The following is a 17,624-nucleotide window of genomic DNA, read 5'->3' as shown; positions in this document are numbered from 1 at the left end:
GTTCGCGGCACGATTGATCCTCCACTGTGTCCTCACCTGAGCGAGGAAATCGGCTCGTCCGCATCACGGCGCGCCTCACAGGGGCCTGGCCGGAGGGGACGTCGAAGGTGTTGTCGTCGGCCACGCGCCGTTGTCGACAGCCGGGGCCGCGTTTTGGGAGCACGCCCCAGGATCGGGAACGGGCATCGTGATCGTGGCGCTGAAGTTGGTTCCCGTCACGTGCAGGCACGGATGCGGGACCGGCGTTCGCGTTGTCAGGGGCGGTCCGCGGTGCCGCCGCCGGCGGGGGCGGAGGACTGGCGGTCGCCGCCGGGGCGCGGGGTCCCGTCGGCGTCGCGGATGCTGTCGCGGGCGGCTGTGGCCACCGCCTCGGGTGTGATGCCGAACTCCGCGTACAGGCGCTCGTAGTCGGCGGAGGCGCCGTAGTGCTCCAGGCTGACGATTCGTCCGGCGTCGCCGACGACCTCCCGCCAGCCCTGGCCCACGGCGGCCTCGACGCTGACCCGGGCCCGCACGGCGGGAGGGAGGACCCCGTCCTGGTAGGCCGACGGCTGGGCGGCGAACCATTCCCGGCAGGGCATCGACACGACCCGCACCGCGAGGCCGTCGGCCTCCAGCAGCGTGCGCGCTGCCAGGGCGATGTGCACCTCGGAGCCGGTCGCCACGAGGATGACATCCGGGGCCGTACCGTTTCCGGCCGTGTCGGCGAGGACGTAGCCGCCGCGGGCGGCGTGCCGGGCGGGCGCGTGTGCGGTGCTGCCGCGCTCCAGCACGGGTACGTTCTGCCGTGTCAGGACCAGGGCGGCGGGACGGTCCCGGTGTTCGAGTACGGTGCGCCAGCAGGCGGTGGTCTCGTTTGCGTCGGCGGGGCGGACCACGTCGAGGCCCGGGATGGCTCGCAGGGAGGCCAGGTGTTCCACGGGCTGGTGAGTGGGGCCGTCCTCGCCCAGGCCGATCGAGTCGTGGGTCCACACATAGGTGGTGGGCAGTTTCATCAGGGCGGCCAGGCGTACCGCTGGGCGCATGTAGTCCGAGAACGTCAGGAACGTGCCCCCGTAGGGGCGGGTCAGACTCTGCAGCGCGATGCCGTTGAGGATCGCGGCCATGGCGTGCTCACGGATGCCGAAGTGCAGGGTGCGGCCGTAGGGGCCACCCTTCCAGTCGTTGGTCTGGCGGTCGGCGGGCACGAAGGACGGCTCGCCGTCCATGGTCGTGTTGTTGCTCCCGGCCAGATCGGCCGAGCCGCCCCACAACTCCGGCAGGACCGGGGCGAGGGCGCTGAGCACCTCGCCCGACGCGGCGCGGGTGGCCATCCCCTTGGGGTCGGCGGGGAAGTCGGGCAGGGCCCCGGCCCAGCCGTCCGGCAGCCGCTGCGCCTGGAGGCGGTCCAGCAGCGCGGCCCGCTCGGGGTTGGCCGTCCGCCAGGCCGCAAACGCCTCGTCCCACTCGGCGTGCGCCTGCCGCCCGCGATCCGCGGCCTGGCGGGTACGCGTGAGGACGGCGTCCTCCACGGCGAAGTGCTGCTCGGGGTCGAAGCCCAGCAGTCGCTTGGTCGCGGCGACCTCGTCCTCACCGAGCGCGGAGCCGTGGGCCTTGCCGGTGTTCTGCTTGGTGGGGGAGGGCCAGCCGATCAGGGTGCGCAGCATGATCAGCGAGGGCCGGCCGTCCTCGTCCTGTGCGGCACGGACGGCGGCCAGCAGGGCGTCGACGTCCTCGACGTACCTACCGGTGCTCGTCCAGTCGACGGTCTGCACGTGCCAGCCGTAGGCGGCGAAGCGGGCGGGGACGTCCTCGCTGAAAGCGACGTCGGTGTCGTCCTCGATCGAGATGTGGTTGGAGTCGTAGAAGACGACGAGGTTGCCCAGTTCCTGGTGGCCGGCGACGGAGGCGGCCTCGCCGGTGACGCCTTCCATCATGTCGCCGTCGGAGGCGACGACATAGACGTGATGGTCGAAGGGGCTGCTGCCCGGCTCGGCGTCGGGGTCGAGAAGACCGCGCTCGCGCCGGGCCGCCATCGCCATGCCGACCGCGCTGGCCAGCCCCTGGCCCAGCGGACCCGTGGTGATCTCGACCCCTCGGGTGTGCCGGTGTTCGGGGTGGCCGGGGGTGGCCGATCCCCAGGTACGGTACGCCTGGAGGTCCGACAGCTTCAGGCCGTAGCCGGTCAGGTAGAGCTGGATGTAGAGAGTCAGGCTGGAGTGCCCGCAGGAGAGCACGAACCGGTCGCGGCCCAGCCACTGGTCGTCGCCCGGGTCGTGCCGCATGACGTTCTGGAACAGCAGGTGTGCCAGCGGGGCGAGGCTCATGGCCGTACCGGGATGGCCGTTGCCCACCTTCTGTACCGCGTCGGCCGCCAGCACCCGCACGGTGTCCACCGCCCGGATGTCCGTCGCGTCCCACCCCACCCGATCCGTCACGGGCATCGTCACGGACCGGTCGAGCCCGGTCGCACGGGCGGGCTGCTCACTTGTCATGGCGTTGCTCCTCGGACATTCCGGTGGTCGGCTCTGCCGTGCAGGGACCGATCGGAGCCGGAGTCCGCCTTCGCGTTGTTCGACACGTCCGGCGAAACAGTCTGTGTTTTCGCCGGTGGAGTACGGAAAGCCGATCGGTTTGCACGCTCCGGCTACCCCCGGCAGCGCGTCCGACTCATCCGAAGGGCGTCTGTTGCCGCGCCTGGCCACGTCGAGTCGAGGGATGTCGCGTCGCGCCCCGATACCGCTTCGACCGAGGGGCGGCCGTCAACTGGATCCTCAGCTCGGCCCACCGCCGCGTCATCGACCGGATGTGCTCGGCCGAAGCCGCGGTCACCCGGGACAACACCGAGGAGGTCAAGGCGCGGCTTGAGTGCGAGCAGCTACGACGTGCCTGCGTAGGCTGCCCGATGCGGTCCCGTCGGCTCCCGCGAGCCGTCGTCCACGACCCGCGGCCGGGTACACACCGGCGAGTCGCCGAATCGTGACACCGCCCCCCACGGGACTCTTCGACAAGATCCCGCTACGGCCTCCCAGGCGTGGACGGAGAATTGACGGGCACACGGTGGACCGGAGGTTGATAACCGTGGTTCCCCTGCTTCTCGTTCTTCTGCTGGCCCTGATTCTCTTCGGTGCAGGTTTCGCGCTAAAGATTCTCTGGTGGGTCGCGATCGTCGTGCTTGTCCTGTGGCTCGTCGGCTTCGTCGCACGCCCGAAGGGCGGTAGTGGCCGCTGGTATCGCTGGTAGTTGACGGGTGAAAAGACTGCCCGCGCGAAGTCGTCGATATCTATGGATTCTGGCGTGGATATGAGGGATGCAACTCGGGAGGGCGGGCACTCGCAACCAAGGCGGGCGATGAATCGGCTCTCGACGACGTACAGAAAAGGGGGATCGGCGGGTAATCCCCCATCATCCCCCGCCTACCGAAGGAGTTGTGTTTCGCGTGACTGAGAACGTGTGGAGTTACAAGCCGACCGCGGGCCGTCTGGAGGGCGCCGACCTCACCGGCTACAAGGTCGAGGCCACGGACGGCAGCATCGGCAAGGTCGACAAGCACTCCGACGAGGTCGATGATGCCTACCTGGTGGTCGACACCGGTGTGTGGATCTTCGGCAAGGAGGTCATGCTGCCGGCGAGTACGGTCGTGAGCATCGACCCGGACGAGAAGAAGATCTTCGTCGGTCTCGCCAGGCAACAGATCAAGGATGCCCCTGAGTTCCACCGGGAGAAGCATCTCGGCGACCAGGGTTACCGCGACGAGCTGGTCACGTACTACGGCGCGGGCGGGTTCCCGTTCGGCGGCCCGCTGGTGTGATCCGGTGCTCGCCCCGAGCACGCCCCGGGACTCCTCGGCGAGTCCCGGGGCTCTCGTGTATCGGGTACACGTTCGGGCGATGTATGCGCACCTGGAACGAGCCCCCACGCGTCTTTAGCTTCCGCGCCCGATCGGGCTTTCCCTCTACCGACCTGCCAGGCCCGGGCCGCGACGCGGATCAGGGACCCGTCAGGTCCGAAGAGACAGGGTCGGCGACGAACTTGGCCCCACCGTCGGTGGCGCCAGTCCGGCCAATCGAAAGACGGGCCTGGTGGGCTCCCGCCGCGGCGTTCGGCCCCGGCAGGTGCCGAGGGGAGTCGAACGTATGTAAGGGCTGTGGAGGATGGGAGTATGCCGCTCTTGAAGGCCGCGAACGGCATTGAGGCGCAAGGATTCACCGTCGATGGCGGCGGCGAGCGGGTCCAAGGCCGGGCCGGAACGTCCGAGGCCGTGGTCGTCCGGCTCGGTGTCGATCCCGCTGGGCGGCTCGCGCTGCAGATCCCTTTTCTGCGCGCACCGGCGGCCTGCTGGTGGGCACGGCAGACGGCCGAATCCACGCTCACGTCCCAGGTAATCAGCCCCTGCGCGTCGGCCTGGACCTGCAGTTGCTCCAAGATCCGCTTCCAGGTGCCAACGCGCTGCCACCGGCGGAACAGGTCGTAGATCCGGTCCCAGGGGTCGTACCGCTCGGGGACGTCCCGTCACGGGGTGTGTGCTCGGGGCCGTCACCGAATCCCGTGGATCAATTGCGGACGTGTCCACGTCCGCGGTCTGCCCGCCTTCTTTCTCACCGGCAGCAACGGCTCAAACTGAGCCCACTGCGGGCCCGTCAGATCCCCTGGCGCCACACCATGATCATCGCCATTCAAGAACCACAGCCCCTGGTTGGCGAGGCCCGGCTCCTGCTCGGAGCGAGCTGACGGGTCGGGCTCGGGAGACTGGTCATCAGCCAGCGGTAGGAGGCAGTCGTCGGGGGAGGCGGACCGTGAAGCGGGTGTCGCCGGGTTCGGAGGCGACCGACAGGGCGCCGTGGTGCTTGTTGGCGACGATCCTCCATGCGATGTCGAGGCCGAGGCCGACGCCGGCGCCCGGGTCCTTCGTGGTGAAGAACGGCTCGAACACGCGTGTCCGGAGGTCCTTCGGCACACCGGGTCCCGTGTCGCACACGTCGACCCACACCCAGTCGTCGTCGTGGCCGGTGCGAACCGTCAGCGTGCCCTGTCCGTTCATCGCCTCGACAGCGTTGTCGATGAGGTTCGTCCACACCTGGTTGAGCTCGGCGGGCCGTCCCGGCACCCGCGGCAGAGCCGGATCGTACGCACGCACGACACGGACACCCTGGCCGATTCGGTGGGTGAGCGTCAGCAGCGTGCTGTCAAGGAGTTCACGGACATCGACGTCGCGTTCCGGCGCTCTGTCCAGCTGTGCGTACCCCTTGGCTGCGGTGACGAGCGCGGACACACGGGTGGTGGCGTCCTCCACCTCGCTGGTCAGCAGGCGGATGTCGAGGGTGCAGTGCAGCCAGCGCAGTGCGTCCGTCAGCGCGGCGGGGCTGGCCACGGTCCGCTCCACCTGCCGGAGCCATTGGGTATCCAGGCCCGCCTGCGCGAGTGTCGCCGCCATGGCCCAGCCGTCCGCGACACCGTGCGTCTGCAGCCAGTCCACCAACTCGTCCTCCCGGGCCGCCGCGTCCAGCGGACTCTCCTGAGCCGCCGGCAGCGGATGGAGCACGGTCCGCCGCTGCAGCGCCACAAGCTGGACGAAGGTTTCCCTGCCGTGCCCCGCGACTGCCTCGATGGTGTCGTACATGTCGTCGACCCGCCTGCGCAGCAGGGCGTTGGCGCGCACTGCGGCCGTGGCCGGATTGTTGAGCTCGTGCGTGAGTCCCGCTGCCAGAGACCCAAGGGCGAGCAACTGCTCACGCTGCCCGGCCTCGAGCTGGATGTTTTTCAGGTTGAAGAACAGTCCCTCCAGCAGATGGAGCGCCATCGGAAACCACTGCCGCATCAGCCGGCCGTAGAGCTCCGCCTCCAGCACGTAGAGGCGGGTGGGGGCGAGGACACGCAGTGAGTTGTCGTACACCTGGGGCACGCGGTCACCGAGGACCTCCCGCCAGGCGCCCGCGTGGACACCCGGCCGGCGCGTGCGGCTGAGCTCCACGTCTTCTTCGCCCACTCGGCGGTACAGGGCGATGTCGCCTTCGAGCATCACATAGAAGCACCGTGCGGGCTCGCCCTCTCGGTAGGCGTACCCGGGCCCGAACAACTCGACATGACCCTTTCGGCACAGCACGGAGAGCTGGGTCTCTGTCAGGTCCTCGAAGAGGAACAGGCCACGCAACTCGTCGAGGTCGCATTGCAGATGCTCACGCGGAGACCCCACGTCTTCTCCAGATCTCGGCACGGTGGTGACGCTTCCCGGACGTCCACCTCACAAGCCACCTCCTTGCCGCCGTCGCTTCTCGTGCCTACCGCCCGGAACGTAGTCAATGGACGCCAAATTAGCGCAAATTTCCCTTTCTGGCATATTTGCCGAGACGGCGTGTGCGCGGACTTCGGCGCGCGTTCCGGTGGTCACCTTGCCTGCGAGGCGTACGTCAACTCCGAACGTCCATAAGGCTGTTGAAGCCATCCACATGCTGCTCTTCGTCGCGCGCGCCGGGTCATGGCGTCGGGCGCGGGAAATGCGAGAGCCGTATGACCAAGACCTACGGTCGCAAGAGCCGGGCGGGAAACCAGAGCGGTACTCGGGGCGCCGCGCCGGGTACGCCGCGGCCAACGCCGGCACCCTCCACCGCTACGGCAGCGGCCCCTCCACCTGGAGCATGACCCGTGCCGACCGCGTGCGCTCCCGGACGACGCGCTGGGCCTGTGGGCGATCCACGTGCCCAAGTATCCACGTGCCCAGGTAACCCGGTCCGCTGCCCGGCCCGGACGCCGGCGCGACCGGCCTGGCGGACCTCGCCATCACCATGCCGGCCGGCGGTGGTGCGGCGGCCGTCTTGGAGGTCGCGGGCGGCGAGGGCGAGTTGGGGGCCTCGAAGCCGGTCGTCACGGCGACGACAGGCGCTCGGCGCGTAGCGCGGAGCGCCGCAGTTTGCCTGCTGCGTTACGCAGGGGAGTCGTGACCAGTTCGATGGACCGAGGCCGTTTGTGGGGTGACAGGCGGGTGGCCAGGAACGCGTCGATCTCCTCGGCCGTCGTCGGACGGCCTTCCTCGATCTGGACGATGGCGTGCACCCGGTTGCCGCGGTCCGGGTCCGGCAGGCCGATGACCGCTCCGGACAGGACGTGCGGGTGCTCGGTGAGCGCGGCCTCGATCTCGGCCGGATAGACGTTGACCCCGCCGACCAGGAGCATGTCCGAGCGGCGGTCGTGGAGGTAGAGATAGCCGTCCGCGTCGAACTCGCCGATGTCGCCGAGGGTCGACCAGCCGTCGCGTTCCTCCGTCTCGGCGCCGATGTAGCGGAATGCGGGGGGCTTGCCCTCCGCGACACGCATGAAGATCTCACCGGCCACCCCGGGCTCCTCCACCGGCGTGCCGTCGAAGCCCATGATCTTGATCTCGCCCCAGGTGGGGCGGCCCACCGAACCCCGGTGCGCCAGCCACTCGGTACCGGAGATGGTGCAGCCGGCCTGAGCCTCGGTCCCGGCGTACAGCTCCCAGATCCGGTCGGGGCCGAGCCAGTCGATCCACGCCTGCTTGGTCGCCGGCGGGCACGGTTCGGCGCAGTGCCACACCGACACCAGCGAGGAGAGGTCGTAGCGGTCGCGGGTCCTCTCGGGCAGCGCCAGGATGCGTCGCATCATCGTCGGCACCAGATACACCCAGGTGATCCCGTGTCGCTCGACCTCGGCCAGCACCCGCTCGGCGTCGAATCGCTCCAGAAGGGTGACCGTGCCGCCGTTGAACAGCGTGGTCATGGCAGTGGAGAAGGGCGCGTTGTGGTGCACCGGCGCGGTGACAAGGGATTGTTCGCCGGGCCTGAGGCCCCACGCCTCCATGTCGAAGGGGTTGAACGCCCCCTCGGCCCCCGACAGGATGATCTTCGGCCTGCCGGTCGATCCTCCCGAGGTGGGCGCCTTCCACGAGGGACCCACTTCTGTCACGAGGTCGGCACCCCCGGCCCGCTGACGGCGCAGTTCCGCGACCGTGGTCGCCCTGAACCGGCCGTTCCCCACCGGTGCGCCCGGATCGAGGCCGACGACCACCGCCGGATCGGACAGCGTGAGGATCGCCTCCTCCTCGGGCGGCGCAAGCCGCGTCGACAGCGGCTGCGGTACGGCACCGAGTCTCAGGCAGGCGAAGGCCGCGGCCACGACGTCCACGCCGTTCGGCAGTACGAGCGGGACGATGCGCCCTTTCGTCACGCCCGACTGCGTCAGTCCCCGCGCGATCTCGCCGCTCACCCGGAACAGCTCCGCCCACGTCAGCTGGTCCTTCCCGGAGCGGATCGCGACGGCCTCGGGACGCTCGGCCGCGTACGCCTTGGGGATGTCACCGAGGGGGAACCCCGGTCGGGGGGTGAACATGACGATCTCTCCTCGTGGTTCCGGGTGCGGGATGCCGGGGCCGCCGGTGGCGTCCGCAAGGCTCGGAGCGGACGGGGCGTAAACAACATAGGGGGCATTCGGGAAGCCGAGCGTGTCCGGGGCGTCCAGAGGGCTTCCGGCCGACCGTTCAGGCGTACAGCTGGGTTCCGGGCAGCTTCTCCGGATCGGCCCGTACCTCCGCCGGGTTCGTCTCGGGCAGGAACCACGCGCTAAGGAAGGTGATCAGACCCATGAGCGTGATGTAGAGCGCGACCAGGGTGGTCGTTCCGGTCTTGGCGATCACGGTGGTCATCAGGACCGGCGTGCTGCCACTGACGGCGATGGCGGACAGCTGGTAGGCGAAGGAGACACCGGAATAGCGGACGTCGGGGGCGAACAGCTCGCCGAGATACGCGGCCATCGGGGCGTAGGTCAGCCCCTGGAAGAGGAAGCCGACGGTCACGGCGACGAAGACCAGCGGGACCGACGCGGTGTCCACCAGCGCGAAGTACGGGAACGCCCAGGCCGCCACGCCGAGCCCGCCGACGAGGATGAGCCTGCGCCGGCCGAAGCGGTCCGACAGGTGGCCGGCGCAGGGGAGTATGCCCGCCATGAGGGCCGAGCTGAGCAGGGTGGCGGTCAGCAGGGAGTTGCGGTCCATGTGCAGCGTCGTGGTGCCGTAGCTGAGCAGGCCGGTGACACTCACGTAGAAGAGGCTGTTCGTGGCGGACAGCGTGCCGCAACCGAGCAGGATCCTACGCCAGTTGCGGCGAACGGCCTCCGCGACCGGAGCCCGTACCACCCGTGCCTGCGTGGTCCTGGCCGCCGCCTCCTGCAGCTCGCGGAAGTCCGGGGTGTCCTCGACCTTGCGCTGGATGTGCAGCACGACGGGGAACATGACCGCGCTGAGCAGGAACGGGATGCGCCAGCCCCAGCTCAGGAACGCGTCGCTCGATACGACGGTGCTGGTCGTGGTGAAGATCAGGTTCACGATGATGACCGCCACCGGGACGCTCGTCTGGCCGAAGGTGCCGGCGAAGCCGCGGCGCTTGGGGTGTGCCGACTCCGTGAGCAGGAGCGCGATGCCGCCCCACTGGCCGCCCGCGGCCGCACCCTGCACGAAGCGCAGCAGCACCAGCAGAACCGGGGCGAGCGTGCCGACCTGCGCGGCGCTCGGCAGACAGCCGATGAGGAACGTCGCGACGGCCATGCCCGTCAGGCACACGACCACCGTGGGCTTGCGGCCGTACCTGTCACCGAAGTGACCGGCGAGGAGCCCGCCGAGCGGCCGGGCCACGAAGCCCGCCCAGAAGGTGCTGAAGGACAGCAGGGTGCCCATGAAGGCGGATGAGTGCGGGAAGAAGACGTGCGGGAAGACCAGGGCCGCCGCCGTACCGTACAGGAAGAAGTCGTACCACTCGATCGAGCTGCCGATCAGTCCGGCCACGAGCAGTTGCCAGCCGGTGCGGCGTCCGGAGGCGGTGGCGGGGCCGGAGCTGTCGCCCTGGATGGGGGCCTGCGCGGAAGAGGCCATGGGAGGCATCCCTCGGTTCTCGGTAGGGCTGCGACCCGCGTCACAGCTCTGTGTCGTGCGGCGAGAGTAGAGCTGAGCAAGCGCTTTGCAGGATGGGACGGGGATACACTCCTGGCCCTCACACGGTGGAGGAAATCTCCACCTGCTCGCTTCTCGTGGAGGCCGGACCGATGCCACGCACCGACTCTGACGCGCAGGGTGCTCGCGATCAGGGTGGAGACGCCGAACACCACGAACTGGCCGCTTACCGTCTGCGCCGCGAGCGCGAGTTGACCAGCCTGTACGCGACGGCCCGTTCGCTGGCAGTGCTCGGGGAGGTCGACGTGGTGCTCCCGTCGATCGTCCGGGAGGCACACGAACTGATCGGCAGCGACTTCGCGTACCTCTCACTCCTGGACGCCGACGGCAACCTCATGCTCAGGGCGTCCGCGGGCACCATCTCACCGGAGTTCTCGTCCGCGCGGATGCCCCCGGGGGCCGGTCTGGGCGGCCGGGTGATCGAGACCAGGGCCCCCTACTGGGTCAGCGACTACCGCGCGGCCGACGGCATCGACCACAACTCGGGCTTCGACCGGCTCGTCGGCGACGAAGGGCTCGTGGCGCTCCTCGGCGTACCGCTCCTGGTCGGCGACCGGGTGATCGGTGTCCTCTTCGCCGCCGACCGCACCGAACGCCCCTTCCCGAAGGACGAGGTGGCCCTCCTCAGTGCCTTCGCCGACCACGCCGCCATCGCCCTGAACAACGCCCGGCTCTACGAGGAGAGCCGGGTGGCACTGCGGCGGCTGCGGGACGCCTACCGCGTCATCGAGGACCAGGTCGCCACGATGGAACTGGCCGCGGCGGTGCACGAGGCGCTCACCCACGTGGTGCTGACGGGCGGCGGGCCCGGTGACATCGCGCAGTCGCTCGTGGACCACCTCGGGGGTGCGGTCACGATACGGGACCGGGACGACAAGGTCGTCGCGAGCCGGTTCCCCGGAGCCGCGACGCCAGACGTCGACCCGCCACCGGAACGGGAGTTGCTGGAGGAGGCACGGCGGACCGGCCGGTGCGTCCACGGCCGTGGCGACGACGGTACGGTCCTCAGCGTGGCGGCCATCCAGGCCGACGGCAGCCACCTCGGCTCCCTGTCCCTGCGGCGGCGGGCGGCCACGGACTCGGCGGACGTCCGGATGCTGGAGCGCTCCGCGCAGATCACGGGCCTGCTCGTGCTCATGCGCGAGGCGCGCGTCGAGGCGGAGGAGCGGGTGCGGGGCGAACTGCTCACCGAACTGCTGTCCCACCCCCCGCTCCACCCCGTCCACCCGACCCTGCGCGACCGCGCGCTCGCCCGTGGCGTCGACGTGGACCGCCTGGACGTCCTCGTGGCCGCCGACTGCCCCGGGCGTCCCGCCGCCGACGTCGTCCGCGAACTGCACGCCGCATCACCCGAGTGGTCCGGACTCGCGGGCGAATACCTGGGCCGGGGGACGATGCTGCTGCACACCGACGACCCGGAGGCGGCGGCCGCGGCGCTGCACCACCGGCTCCGGCACCGCCTGGGCTCCCCGACCCTCGTGGTCGTCGACCGCGTCACGGGCCACGACCGCGCGCGCTCCTTCACCCTCGCCCAACGCTGCCTCGACGTCATGCGCTCCCTCGGCGACAACGACCGCGGAGCCACCACCCGCCACTACGCCATGTACGCCCTTGCCTTCGACCCCCGACGCGCCCATGAACTGCGGGACTTCATCTCCGACACGCTCGGCCCCCTCCTCGACTACGACCGCCGCCGCTGCACGCACCTCGTGGCCACCGCCGGCGCCTTCTTCACCCACTCCGGCAACCTCAGCCGGACCGCCCACGCCCTCCACATCCACACGAACACCCTGTTGAAGCGGCTGGACCGCATCGGCGTGATCCTGGGAGAGGACTGGCGCGCCGGTGACCGGGGATTGCGCGTACATCTCGCGCTGCGGCTGCATCAGTTGAGGCGGGTGCCCGACGGACCGGTACCGGAGAGAAGGTGAGCGGCGTCGCCCGTACCGCGCGGTCCCGGACGGGGTTCCGCGCGCCGGCCAAGCCGCCGGCCCCGCGCTCCGCCGAACGTGACGCGGTCGGGCCGCCGCGGACGCTACCCCTTCTCCGGTCCGGGCCGGTGGTGGCGAACCGGGCCGGGACCTCGACATCGGCGCGGCCGCCGTCCGCCCGGCGGAGCGGCGCGCCGGGACGGGGAGTGCCGACACCCTGTCAAGGTCGGGCGGCCAGGTCGTAGCCCGTGCGAGCACGCAGCCCCTGGATGACCGTTCCGCGGCGGGAACCGGGATGATCACGAGTGTCCACGGACGGCCCGCATGCGGGACCGTGCCCGAACATGTCGTGGTGATCGGCCGCATGTGGTTCGCCGCACGGGTACGTCAGGGCTTGGAGACCGTCACGTTCGCATCCGCCGAGACACTCCAGGGATGGCTCGGCGAGAGCCACGCCGCCGCATCCGGCATCCGGCATCCGGCTCGCAAGAAGGGCCCCGGAGTCGTCGCGCTGGACCGTGCGAGATCACCGTGGTGGGGATCGGGGACGCGAAGACGGACCGCAGGTCGAGGGGGTGGTCGCCGGGCCACACGCCGAGGTCGGGGTCGGGACGGGCCGGCCGAACCGGCGGATGGAGGCGATGGTCTGCAGAAACATCCTGTTGGCCGGGCATTGTGAGCCAGGTCTCACGATGTGCGTGCAGCACACGAGACCGCTTCCCCGTCGAGGAGGGGTGACAGGAAGGGATGGGGATGTGGACCTGGCAACCGAGCGCGATGTCCGTGTCGGAATCAGTGAGCCCGCACCGGGGGAGTCGGGGTCGGAGTCGGAGTACGACTTCCACGACTTCGTGGTCGCCCGGTCGGCCGTGCTGTTCCGTGGGGCCCTGGTGCTGACGGGAAACCGTGAGACCGCGGAGGACCTGGTCCAGGAGACCCTGGAGCGGGCGTGCCGCAAGTGGCGCACCATCGCCGGCAAGGACTCTCCGGAGGCCTACGTGCGGCGGATCATGGTGAACCTGGTCAACGACCGGTGGCGGAGGTTTCGTCGCACGGTCCCGCACCAGGACGGCGGCGACCGTGCCGCCCCCGGGGACCAGTACGGGCAGGTGGACACGAGGGACCAACTGGTGCGGGCCCTGCAGGGGCTGCCGATGCGCATGCGGACGGTCGTGGTACTGCGGTACTTCCACGACCTGTCGGATGACGAGATCGCGGCCGACCTGAAGATCTCACCGAGCACCGTGCGGTCCCAGCTCGCTCGCGGCATCGACAAGCTCAGAGGCCAGTTCCCCGCACTCTCCGGCTCTTCGCCACAGCAGCCCACGGAAGGAATCCGATGAGTTCACGCGATTCGCAGCCTTCCGGCTGCACACTCTTCGAACAGGAACTGGTGAACGCCATGAACGACTTCGTGAACACCGCCGACGCGCCGCACTTCGACACGGCCGTCATCGAGCGCGGGGCCCGCCGCAAGCGGGCCACCGCCATCGCGGGCATCGCCACCGCGCTGGCCGTGGCCTGCGGTGCGGGCACCGCTCTGGCCGCCGGTGCGGTCGGCGGCACTGCGCACTCCTCACAGCAGGCCGCTGCCGGCAGCAACGCCGCCGACAGCACCACCCTGCTCGTCCGCACCAGCGACGGGAGGATCGCCAAGGAGCAGCTGGCCGGTGCGAGCGCGTCCAGGGCGAGGGTGGCGCTCGTCCACTTCGACCTCACGCCCACCTTCACCCGGGTCAAGATGTCCGACTGCAAGAAGCAGGAGGACGCGGTCGTCGCGATTTCGCCGCACGCCCCGACGGTCGTCCACGCGGGTGACACGGTCCTCGTGACCACCTGCTACCGCTGACCCTGACGGAACCGGCCTGACCGCACCGAGGCCGGACGGAGGTCGAGAGGTTGGTGGCCCCGTCGGAACCGGGGCCACCAACCCCCAGCATTCCAGCATGCGTCCACCCCCGGACGATGTCCGTCCGCCCGGATCACCCGGACAGATCGTCGACCAGCCGTATCAGGAGGACGTCGCAACCCACCGGTTCACCTGCCCCGCCCCCGCCGTCGCGGCCGACAGCCGCCGGATCATGCCGTACCGGTATCCGGACCCGGGCTTTCTCAGGGCATTCCCGGAAGCCACCCGGCACACTCCGCGCCACCTGCCCGACCACGGCGCCGTCGGATTGAACCGATACACACGTGGTCATCCAGCTCGCCCCCTCTCCGGCCCGTGAGTCCGCCTCGCGGAGATCGCCTGACCGTGAGAACGCGACGAATGGCCGGCCTTCGCCGCGGCAGACGCCGTCGCGACAGGAAGAGCCGACTGGTCTGATCCATTGACCCCGACGGTACGCGCTCGTACATTGCCAACGTCCAAGTCGATTGAAACGTTTCATTCCGCGGTGGTGGTTCTGCCGAGACCTGGAGGGAAGCCCGTGCACAGTCGCTGGCGCTGGAAGTCATCACGATGGCTCACGGTTGTGACCCTGGTGGGGGCGGTGGTCTTCGGGGTGTCGCCTGGCGGTCCGGGAGTCGCGGTAGCCGCGTCCGGCCGAATCTCCGTCGGACAACTGACCGTGGACCACGCGGCGAACCCGCTCGGCACCGACGACACCCGGCCCAGCCTCGGCTGGCAGTTGCACTCCTCCGCCCGTGGAGACCGGCAGACCGCATACCGCATCCTGGTGGCGAGCAGCCCGAAGCGTCTGACCACCGAGGATGCGGACGTCTGGGACAGCGGCCGGGTGTCCGACGCGGACTCGGTCGGAGTGGCCTACGGGGGACCGGAGTTGACCTCCTCGCGTGCCTACTACTGGACCGTGCGGGTGTGGGACGCGCACGGCAGGGCCTCCCGCTGGAGCCCGACCGGGCACTGGGAGACCGGTCTGCTGAACGCGGCGGACTGGCAGGGCGCCCAGTGGATCAGCCCGGACACCGGCAACAGTTACTCCTGGTCGGACTTCACCCTCGACGCGGACTTCACCATCAAGACCGGTGCCGCGAGTGTCCTGTTCCGGGTGAAGGACGCACAGGACTACTACATGTGGCAGGTCAACGCCGCACAGGCGGCCGGCAAGGTGCTGCTGCGTCCGCACGTCCAGTCCGGCGGCCGGTTCACCAACCTCGGCGAAGTAGATCTCAGTCCGGTCATCACCACCGCGAACGTCAACGCCCCGCACCACCTGACCATCAGAGCCGAGGGCAGCCGCATCACCACCTCGATAGACGGCGCCCAGGTCGACTCCCGTACCGACACCACCCTGAGCACGGGCACCCTGGGCTTCCGCAGTTCAGTGACCAACGGTGTCGCCGAGGACGCCCTGTACGACAACATCGCGGTTCACGGCTTGGACGGCGCCGCTCTCTTCTCCGACGGCTTCAGCACCTCACCCGACCCGCTCTTCCCCGACAGCCCGGTCACCGGCGGTCAGCTCGAACCCCGGGGCGACCCGACACTGCTCGACGCGGAACCCGACGCGCCGATGCTGCGCCGCGCGTTCTCCCTCGACAGAACGAAGATCGCGACCGCCCGAGCCTATGTGTTCGGCCTGGGCTTCTACGAGTTGCACCTCAACGGTGCCAAGGTCGGCGACCAGGTGCTGGCCCCGGCCGCCACCCCGTACGACAAGCGCGACCTCTACACGACGTACGACGTCGCCGACGACCTCAGGAGCGGTGCGAACACCGTCGGGCTGTGGCTCGGGAACGGATACGACGAACGGTTCAGCCCCTACGGCTTCCGCTGGTCGGGCCCTCAGCAGGCGGTGATGCTGCTCGACGTCACCTACGCCGACGGCCGTCGGCAGACCATCACCACCGACAGCAAGTGGAGTTGGTCCACCGGCCCGATCACCAGCAACGGCATCTACGCGGGCGAGTCCTACAACGCGCAGTCGGAAAAGGACGGGTGGGACAAGCCCGGCTTCGACGCGACCGGCTGGCAGCCGGTGCGGACCGTGCAGGCGCCGACCGGCACACTGGCGGCCGCCACCCTGCCGCCGATCCGGGTCACCGACACGCTCGCGCCGGTGCGGCTCACCGAGCCGAAACCGGGCGTCTACGTCTACGACTTCGGTCAGAACATCGCCGGCTGGGAGCGGCTGCACGTCAAGGGCGCGGCGGGCACCACCGTACGGATGCGGACGGCCGAGGAGGTCGGTGCCGACGGCATGCTCGACACCACCACCAACCGGGCGGCGGCGGCCACCGACAGCTTCACCCTGGCAGGTGCTCGCAGTACCGAGACGTACGAACCCCGCTTCACCTACCACGGGTTCCGCTATGTCGAGGTCACCGGCTACCCGGGCACTCCGACAACGAAGAGCCTCGACGCCAGAGTGGCGCACGCCGACGTGGCGTCGACCGGCACGTTCTCCTCGTCCGATGCGCTGCTCGACCGGATCTGGCAGAACAACAGGTGGACCATCCTGAACAACTCGATGAGCCTGCCCACCGACAACCCGGTCCGTGACGAACGGACCCCGCCGGGCATGGACGTACAGGCCTATCACGACGCCTCCGTCCGGGAGTTCGGCATGGACGGCTTCTACGCCGACTACCTCCAGGACATGCCGCCCGGCACTCCGCTCCCCAACGACGGGGGCAACGCACAGCAGCCCGACATGGGCGGCGACCAGATCACCCTGGCCTGGGCTCTTTACGAGCAGTACGGCGACCGCGCCACACTCGCGACCGCCTACCCGGCGATGAAGAAGTTCGTCGACACCAACGCCACCGACGTGCCCGGACACATCTGGCCGGCCGACAGGGGGTTCGGCGACTGGTGCCCGCCCGACCGCAGCTCCAACGCGAACGGCGGCCTCGGCAACCCGAACGCCGGCAACTGCACCAGCGAGGTCTCGGTGGTGAACACCGCCCTGTCGTACCTTCAGGCCGTGGATGTCGCCAAAGCGGCCGAGGCACTCGGCCGGCGCGACGACGCCGCGCATTTCACCGACCTCGCCGACGCCATCAAACAGGCGTTCAACACCGAGTTCCTCAACGCGGCCGGCGACACCTACGGCGACGGACGCCAGACGACCAGCGTGCTGCCGCTCGCCTTCGGCATGGTCCCCGCGGAGAACGTCGACAAGGTCGGTGCCCAGCTCGTCGACACCATCCTCACCAAGGACGCCGGTCACCTCGACACAGGCATCTTCGGCACCCGCTACCTCATGGACGCGCTCGCCGTCGTCGGCCGGACCGACGTGGCGCTGAAGGTACTGGACCAGCGCACCTACCCCGGCTTCGGCTACGAGATCACGAAGGGGGCGACCACCTCGTGGGAGGAGTGGACCTACGCCTCGAGCATGGAGAGCCACGACCACGCCATGTTCGCCGGTATCAACACGTCCTTCTACACGCAGCTGGGCGGCATCCGGCCGACCGGCCCCGGCTACAGCACCCTGGCCGTCGACCCGCAGATCCCGCCGGGCCTGCGCCACGCGGCGGCATCCGTCGCGACCGTCCGCGGCCGGGTCTCCAGCTCCTGGACGAACGACGGCGACCGCACCACCCTTGACGTCACCATCCCGGTCGGCAGCACCGCGACCGTCCATGTCCCGCACCTCGGGCAGACCCATGTGACCGTCCGAGCCACTTCCGGTGCGCGACCGCGGAACAGCGGCGACGACGAGAGCGTCTACACGGTCGGCTCCGGCCACTGGAAGTTCACCGTGACCGGCCACAGCTGAGACACTCACCCGTCCCGTCCGGTTCCGTCAGAGGACTCCGCCTCTCTGACGGAACCGGCGCACGCCACTCCA

At 69.7% G+C, this 17,624-nt stretch carries 10 protein-coding genes and 2 pseudogenes; 7 read left to right on the top strand and 5 right to left on the bottom strand.

The window, feature by feature from the left end; translation table 11 throughout:
* Positions 1–254: 254 nt before the first annotated feature.
* On the bottom strand, positions 255–2,423 hold the full coding sequence (gene tkt, locus AB0472_RS09770; protein ID WP_366355186.1) for a transketolase: 2,169 nt from the start codon (positions 2,421–2,423) through the stop codon (positions 255–257).
* Between the two features lie 266 nt (positions 2,424–2,689).
* On the opposite strand from tkt, the pseudogene AB0472_RS09765 reads away from it, so the two are divergent.
* The 3 genes and pseudogenes from AB0472_RS09765 to AB0472_RS09755 all read left to right on the top strand — a co-directional run.
* A pseudogene (locus AB0472_RS09765) lies at positions 2,690–2,866 on the top strand (RNA polymerase subunit sigma); the annotation flags it as partial.
* Between the two features lie 194 nt (positions 2,867–3,060).
* Complete coding sequence (locus tag AB0472_RS09760) at positions 3,061–3,222, top strand: hydrophobic protein (RefSeq protein WP_356377247.1); 162 nt, start codon at positions 3,061–3,063, stop codon at positions 3,220–3,222.
* A gap of 196 nt (positions 3,223–3,418) precedes the next feature.
* Complete coding sequence (locus AB0472_RS09755; protein ID WP_366354942.1) at positions 3,419–3,790, top strand: PRC-barrel domain containing protein; 372 nt, start codon at positions 3,419–3,421, stop codon at positions 3,788–3,790.
* Positions 3,791–4,290: 500 nt separating this feature from the next.
* On the opposite strand, the pseudogene AB0472_RS09750 reads toward AB0472_RS09755, so the two are convergent.
* The 4 genes and pseudogenes from AB0472_RS09750 to AB0472_RS09735 form a co-directional block, all read right to left on the bottom strand.
* A pseudogene (locus AB0472_RS09750) lies at positions 4,291–4,422 on the bottom strand (IS5/IS1182 family transposase); the annotation flags it as partial.
* 313 nt (positions 4,423–4,735) lie between these two features.
* Positions 4,736–6,172: an ATP-binding protein gene (locus tag AB0472_RS09745; protein WP_366354940.1), complete on the bottom strand. Its 1,437-nt coding sequence runs from the start codon at positions 6,170–6,172 to the stop codon at positions 4,736–4,738.
* Between the two features lie 668 nt (positions 6,173–6,840).
* Complete coding sequence (locus AB0472_RS09740; protein ID WP_366354938.1) at positions 6,841–8,322, bottom strand: AMP-binding protein; 1,482 nt, start codon at positions 8,320–8,322, stop codon at positions 6,841–6,843.
* 148 nt (positions 8,323–8,470) lie between these two features.
* Positions 8,471–9,856, bottom strand: a complete 1,386-nt coding sequence (locus tag AB0472_RS09735; RefSeq protein WP_366354937.1) for an MFS transporter — start codon at positions 9,854–9,856, stop codon at positions 8,471–8,473.
* Between the two features lie 170 nt (positions 9,857–10,026).
* Here AB0472_RS09735 and AB0472_RS09730 point away from each other — a divergent pair, with 170 nt between their 5' ends.
* The 4 genes from AB0472_RS09730 to AB0472_RS09715 all read left to right on the top strand — a co-directional run bounded on the left by AB0472_RS09730 (position 10,027) and on the right by AB0472_RS09715 (position 17,552).
* Positions 10,027–11,865, top strand: coding sequence for a GAF domain-containing protein (locus AB0472_RS09730; RefSeq protein WP_366354936.1), 1,839 nt, complete (start codon positions 10,027–10,029; stop codon positions 11,863–11,865).
* A 791-nt stretch (positions 11,866–12,656) separates the two neighbouring features.
* On the top strand, positions 12,657–13,208 hold the full coding sequence (locus AB0472_RS09725; protein WP_366355185.1) for a SigE family RNA polymerase sigma factor: 552 nt from the start codon (positions 12,657–12,659) through the stop codon (positions 13,206–13,208).
* Positions 13,205–13,714, top strand: coding sequence for a hypothetical protein (locus AB0472_RS09720; protein WP_366354934.1), 510 nt, complete (start codon positions 13,205–13,207; stop codon positions 13,712–13,714). The genes AB0472_RS09725 and AB0472_RS09720 overlap by 4 nt, the downstream gene beginning before the upstream one ends.
* A gap of 721 nt (positions 13,715–14,435) precedes the next feature.
* Positions 14,436–17,552, top strand: coding sequence for a family 78 glycoside hydrolase catalytic domain (locus AB0472_RS09715; RefSeq protein ID WP_366354933.1), 3,117 nt, complete (start codon positions 14,436–14,438; stop codon positions 17,550–17,552).
* Positions 17,553–17,624: the final 72 nt, after the last annotated feature.

Source organism: Streptomyces sp. NPDC086777 (genome assembly GCF_040702065.1).
Taxonomy (GTDB): Bacteria; Actinomycetota; Actinomycetes; order Streptomycetales; family Streptomycetaceae; genus Streptomyces.
The sequence above is the reverse complement of the archived record's forward strand: the minus strand, read 5'-3'. Positions and strand labels throughout refer to the sequence as shown.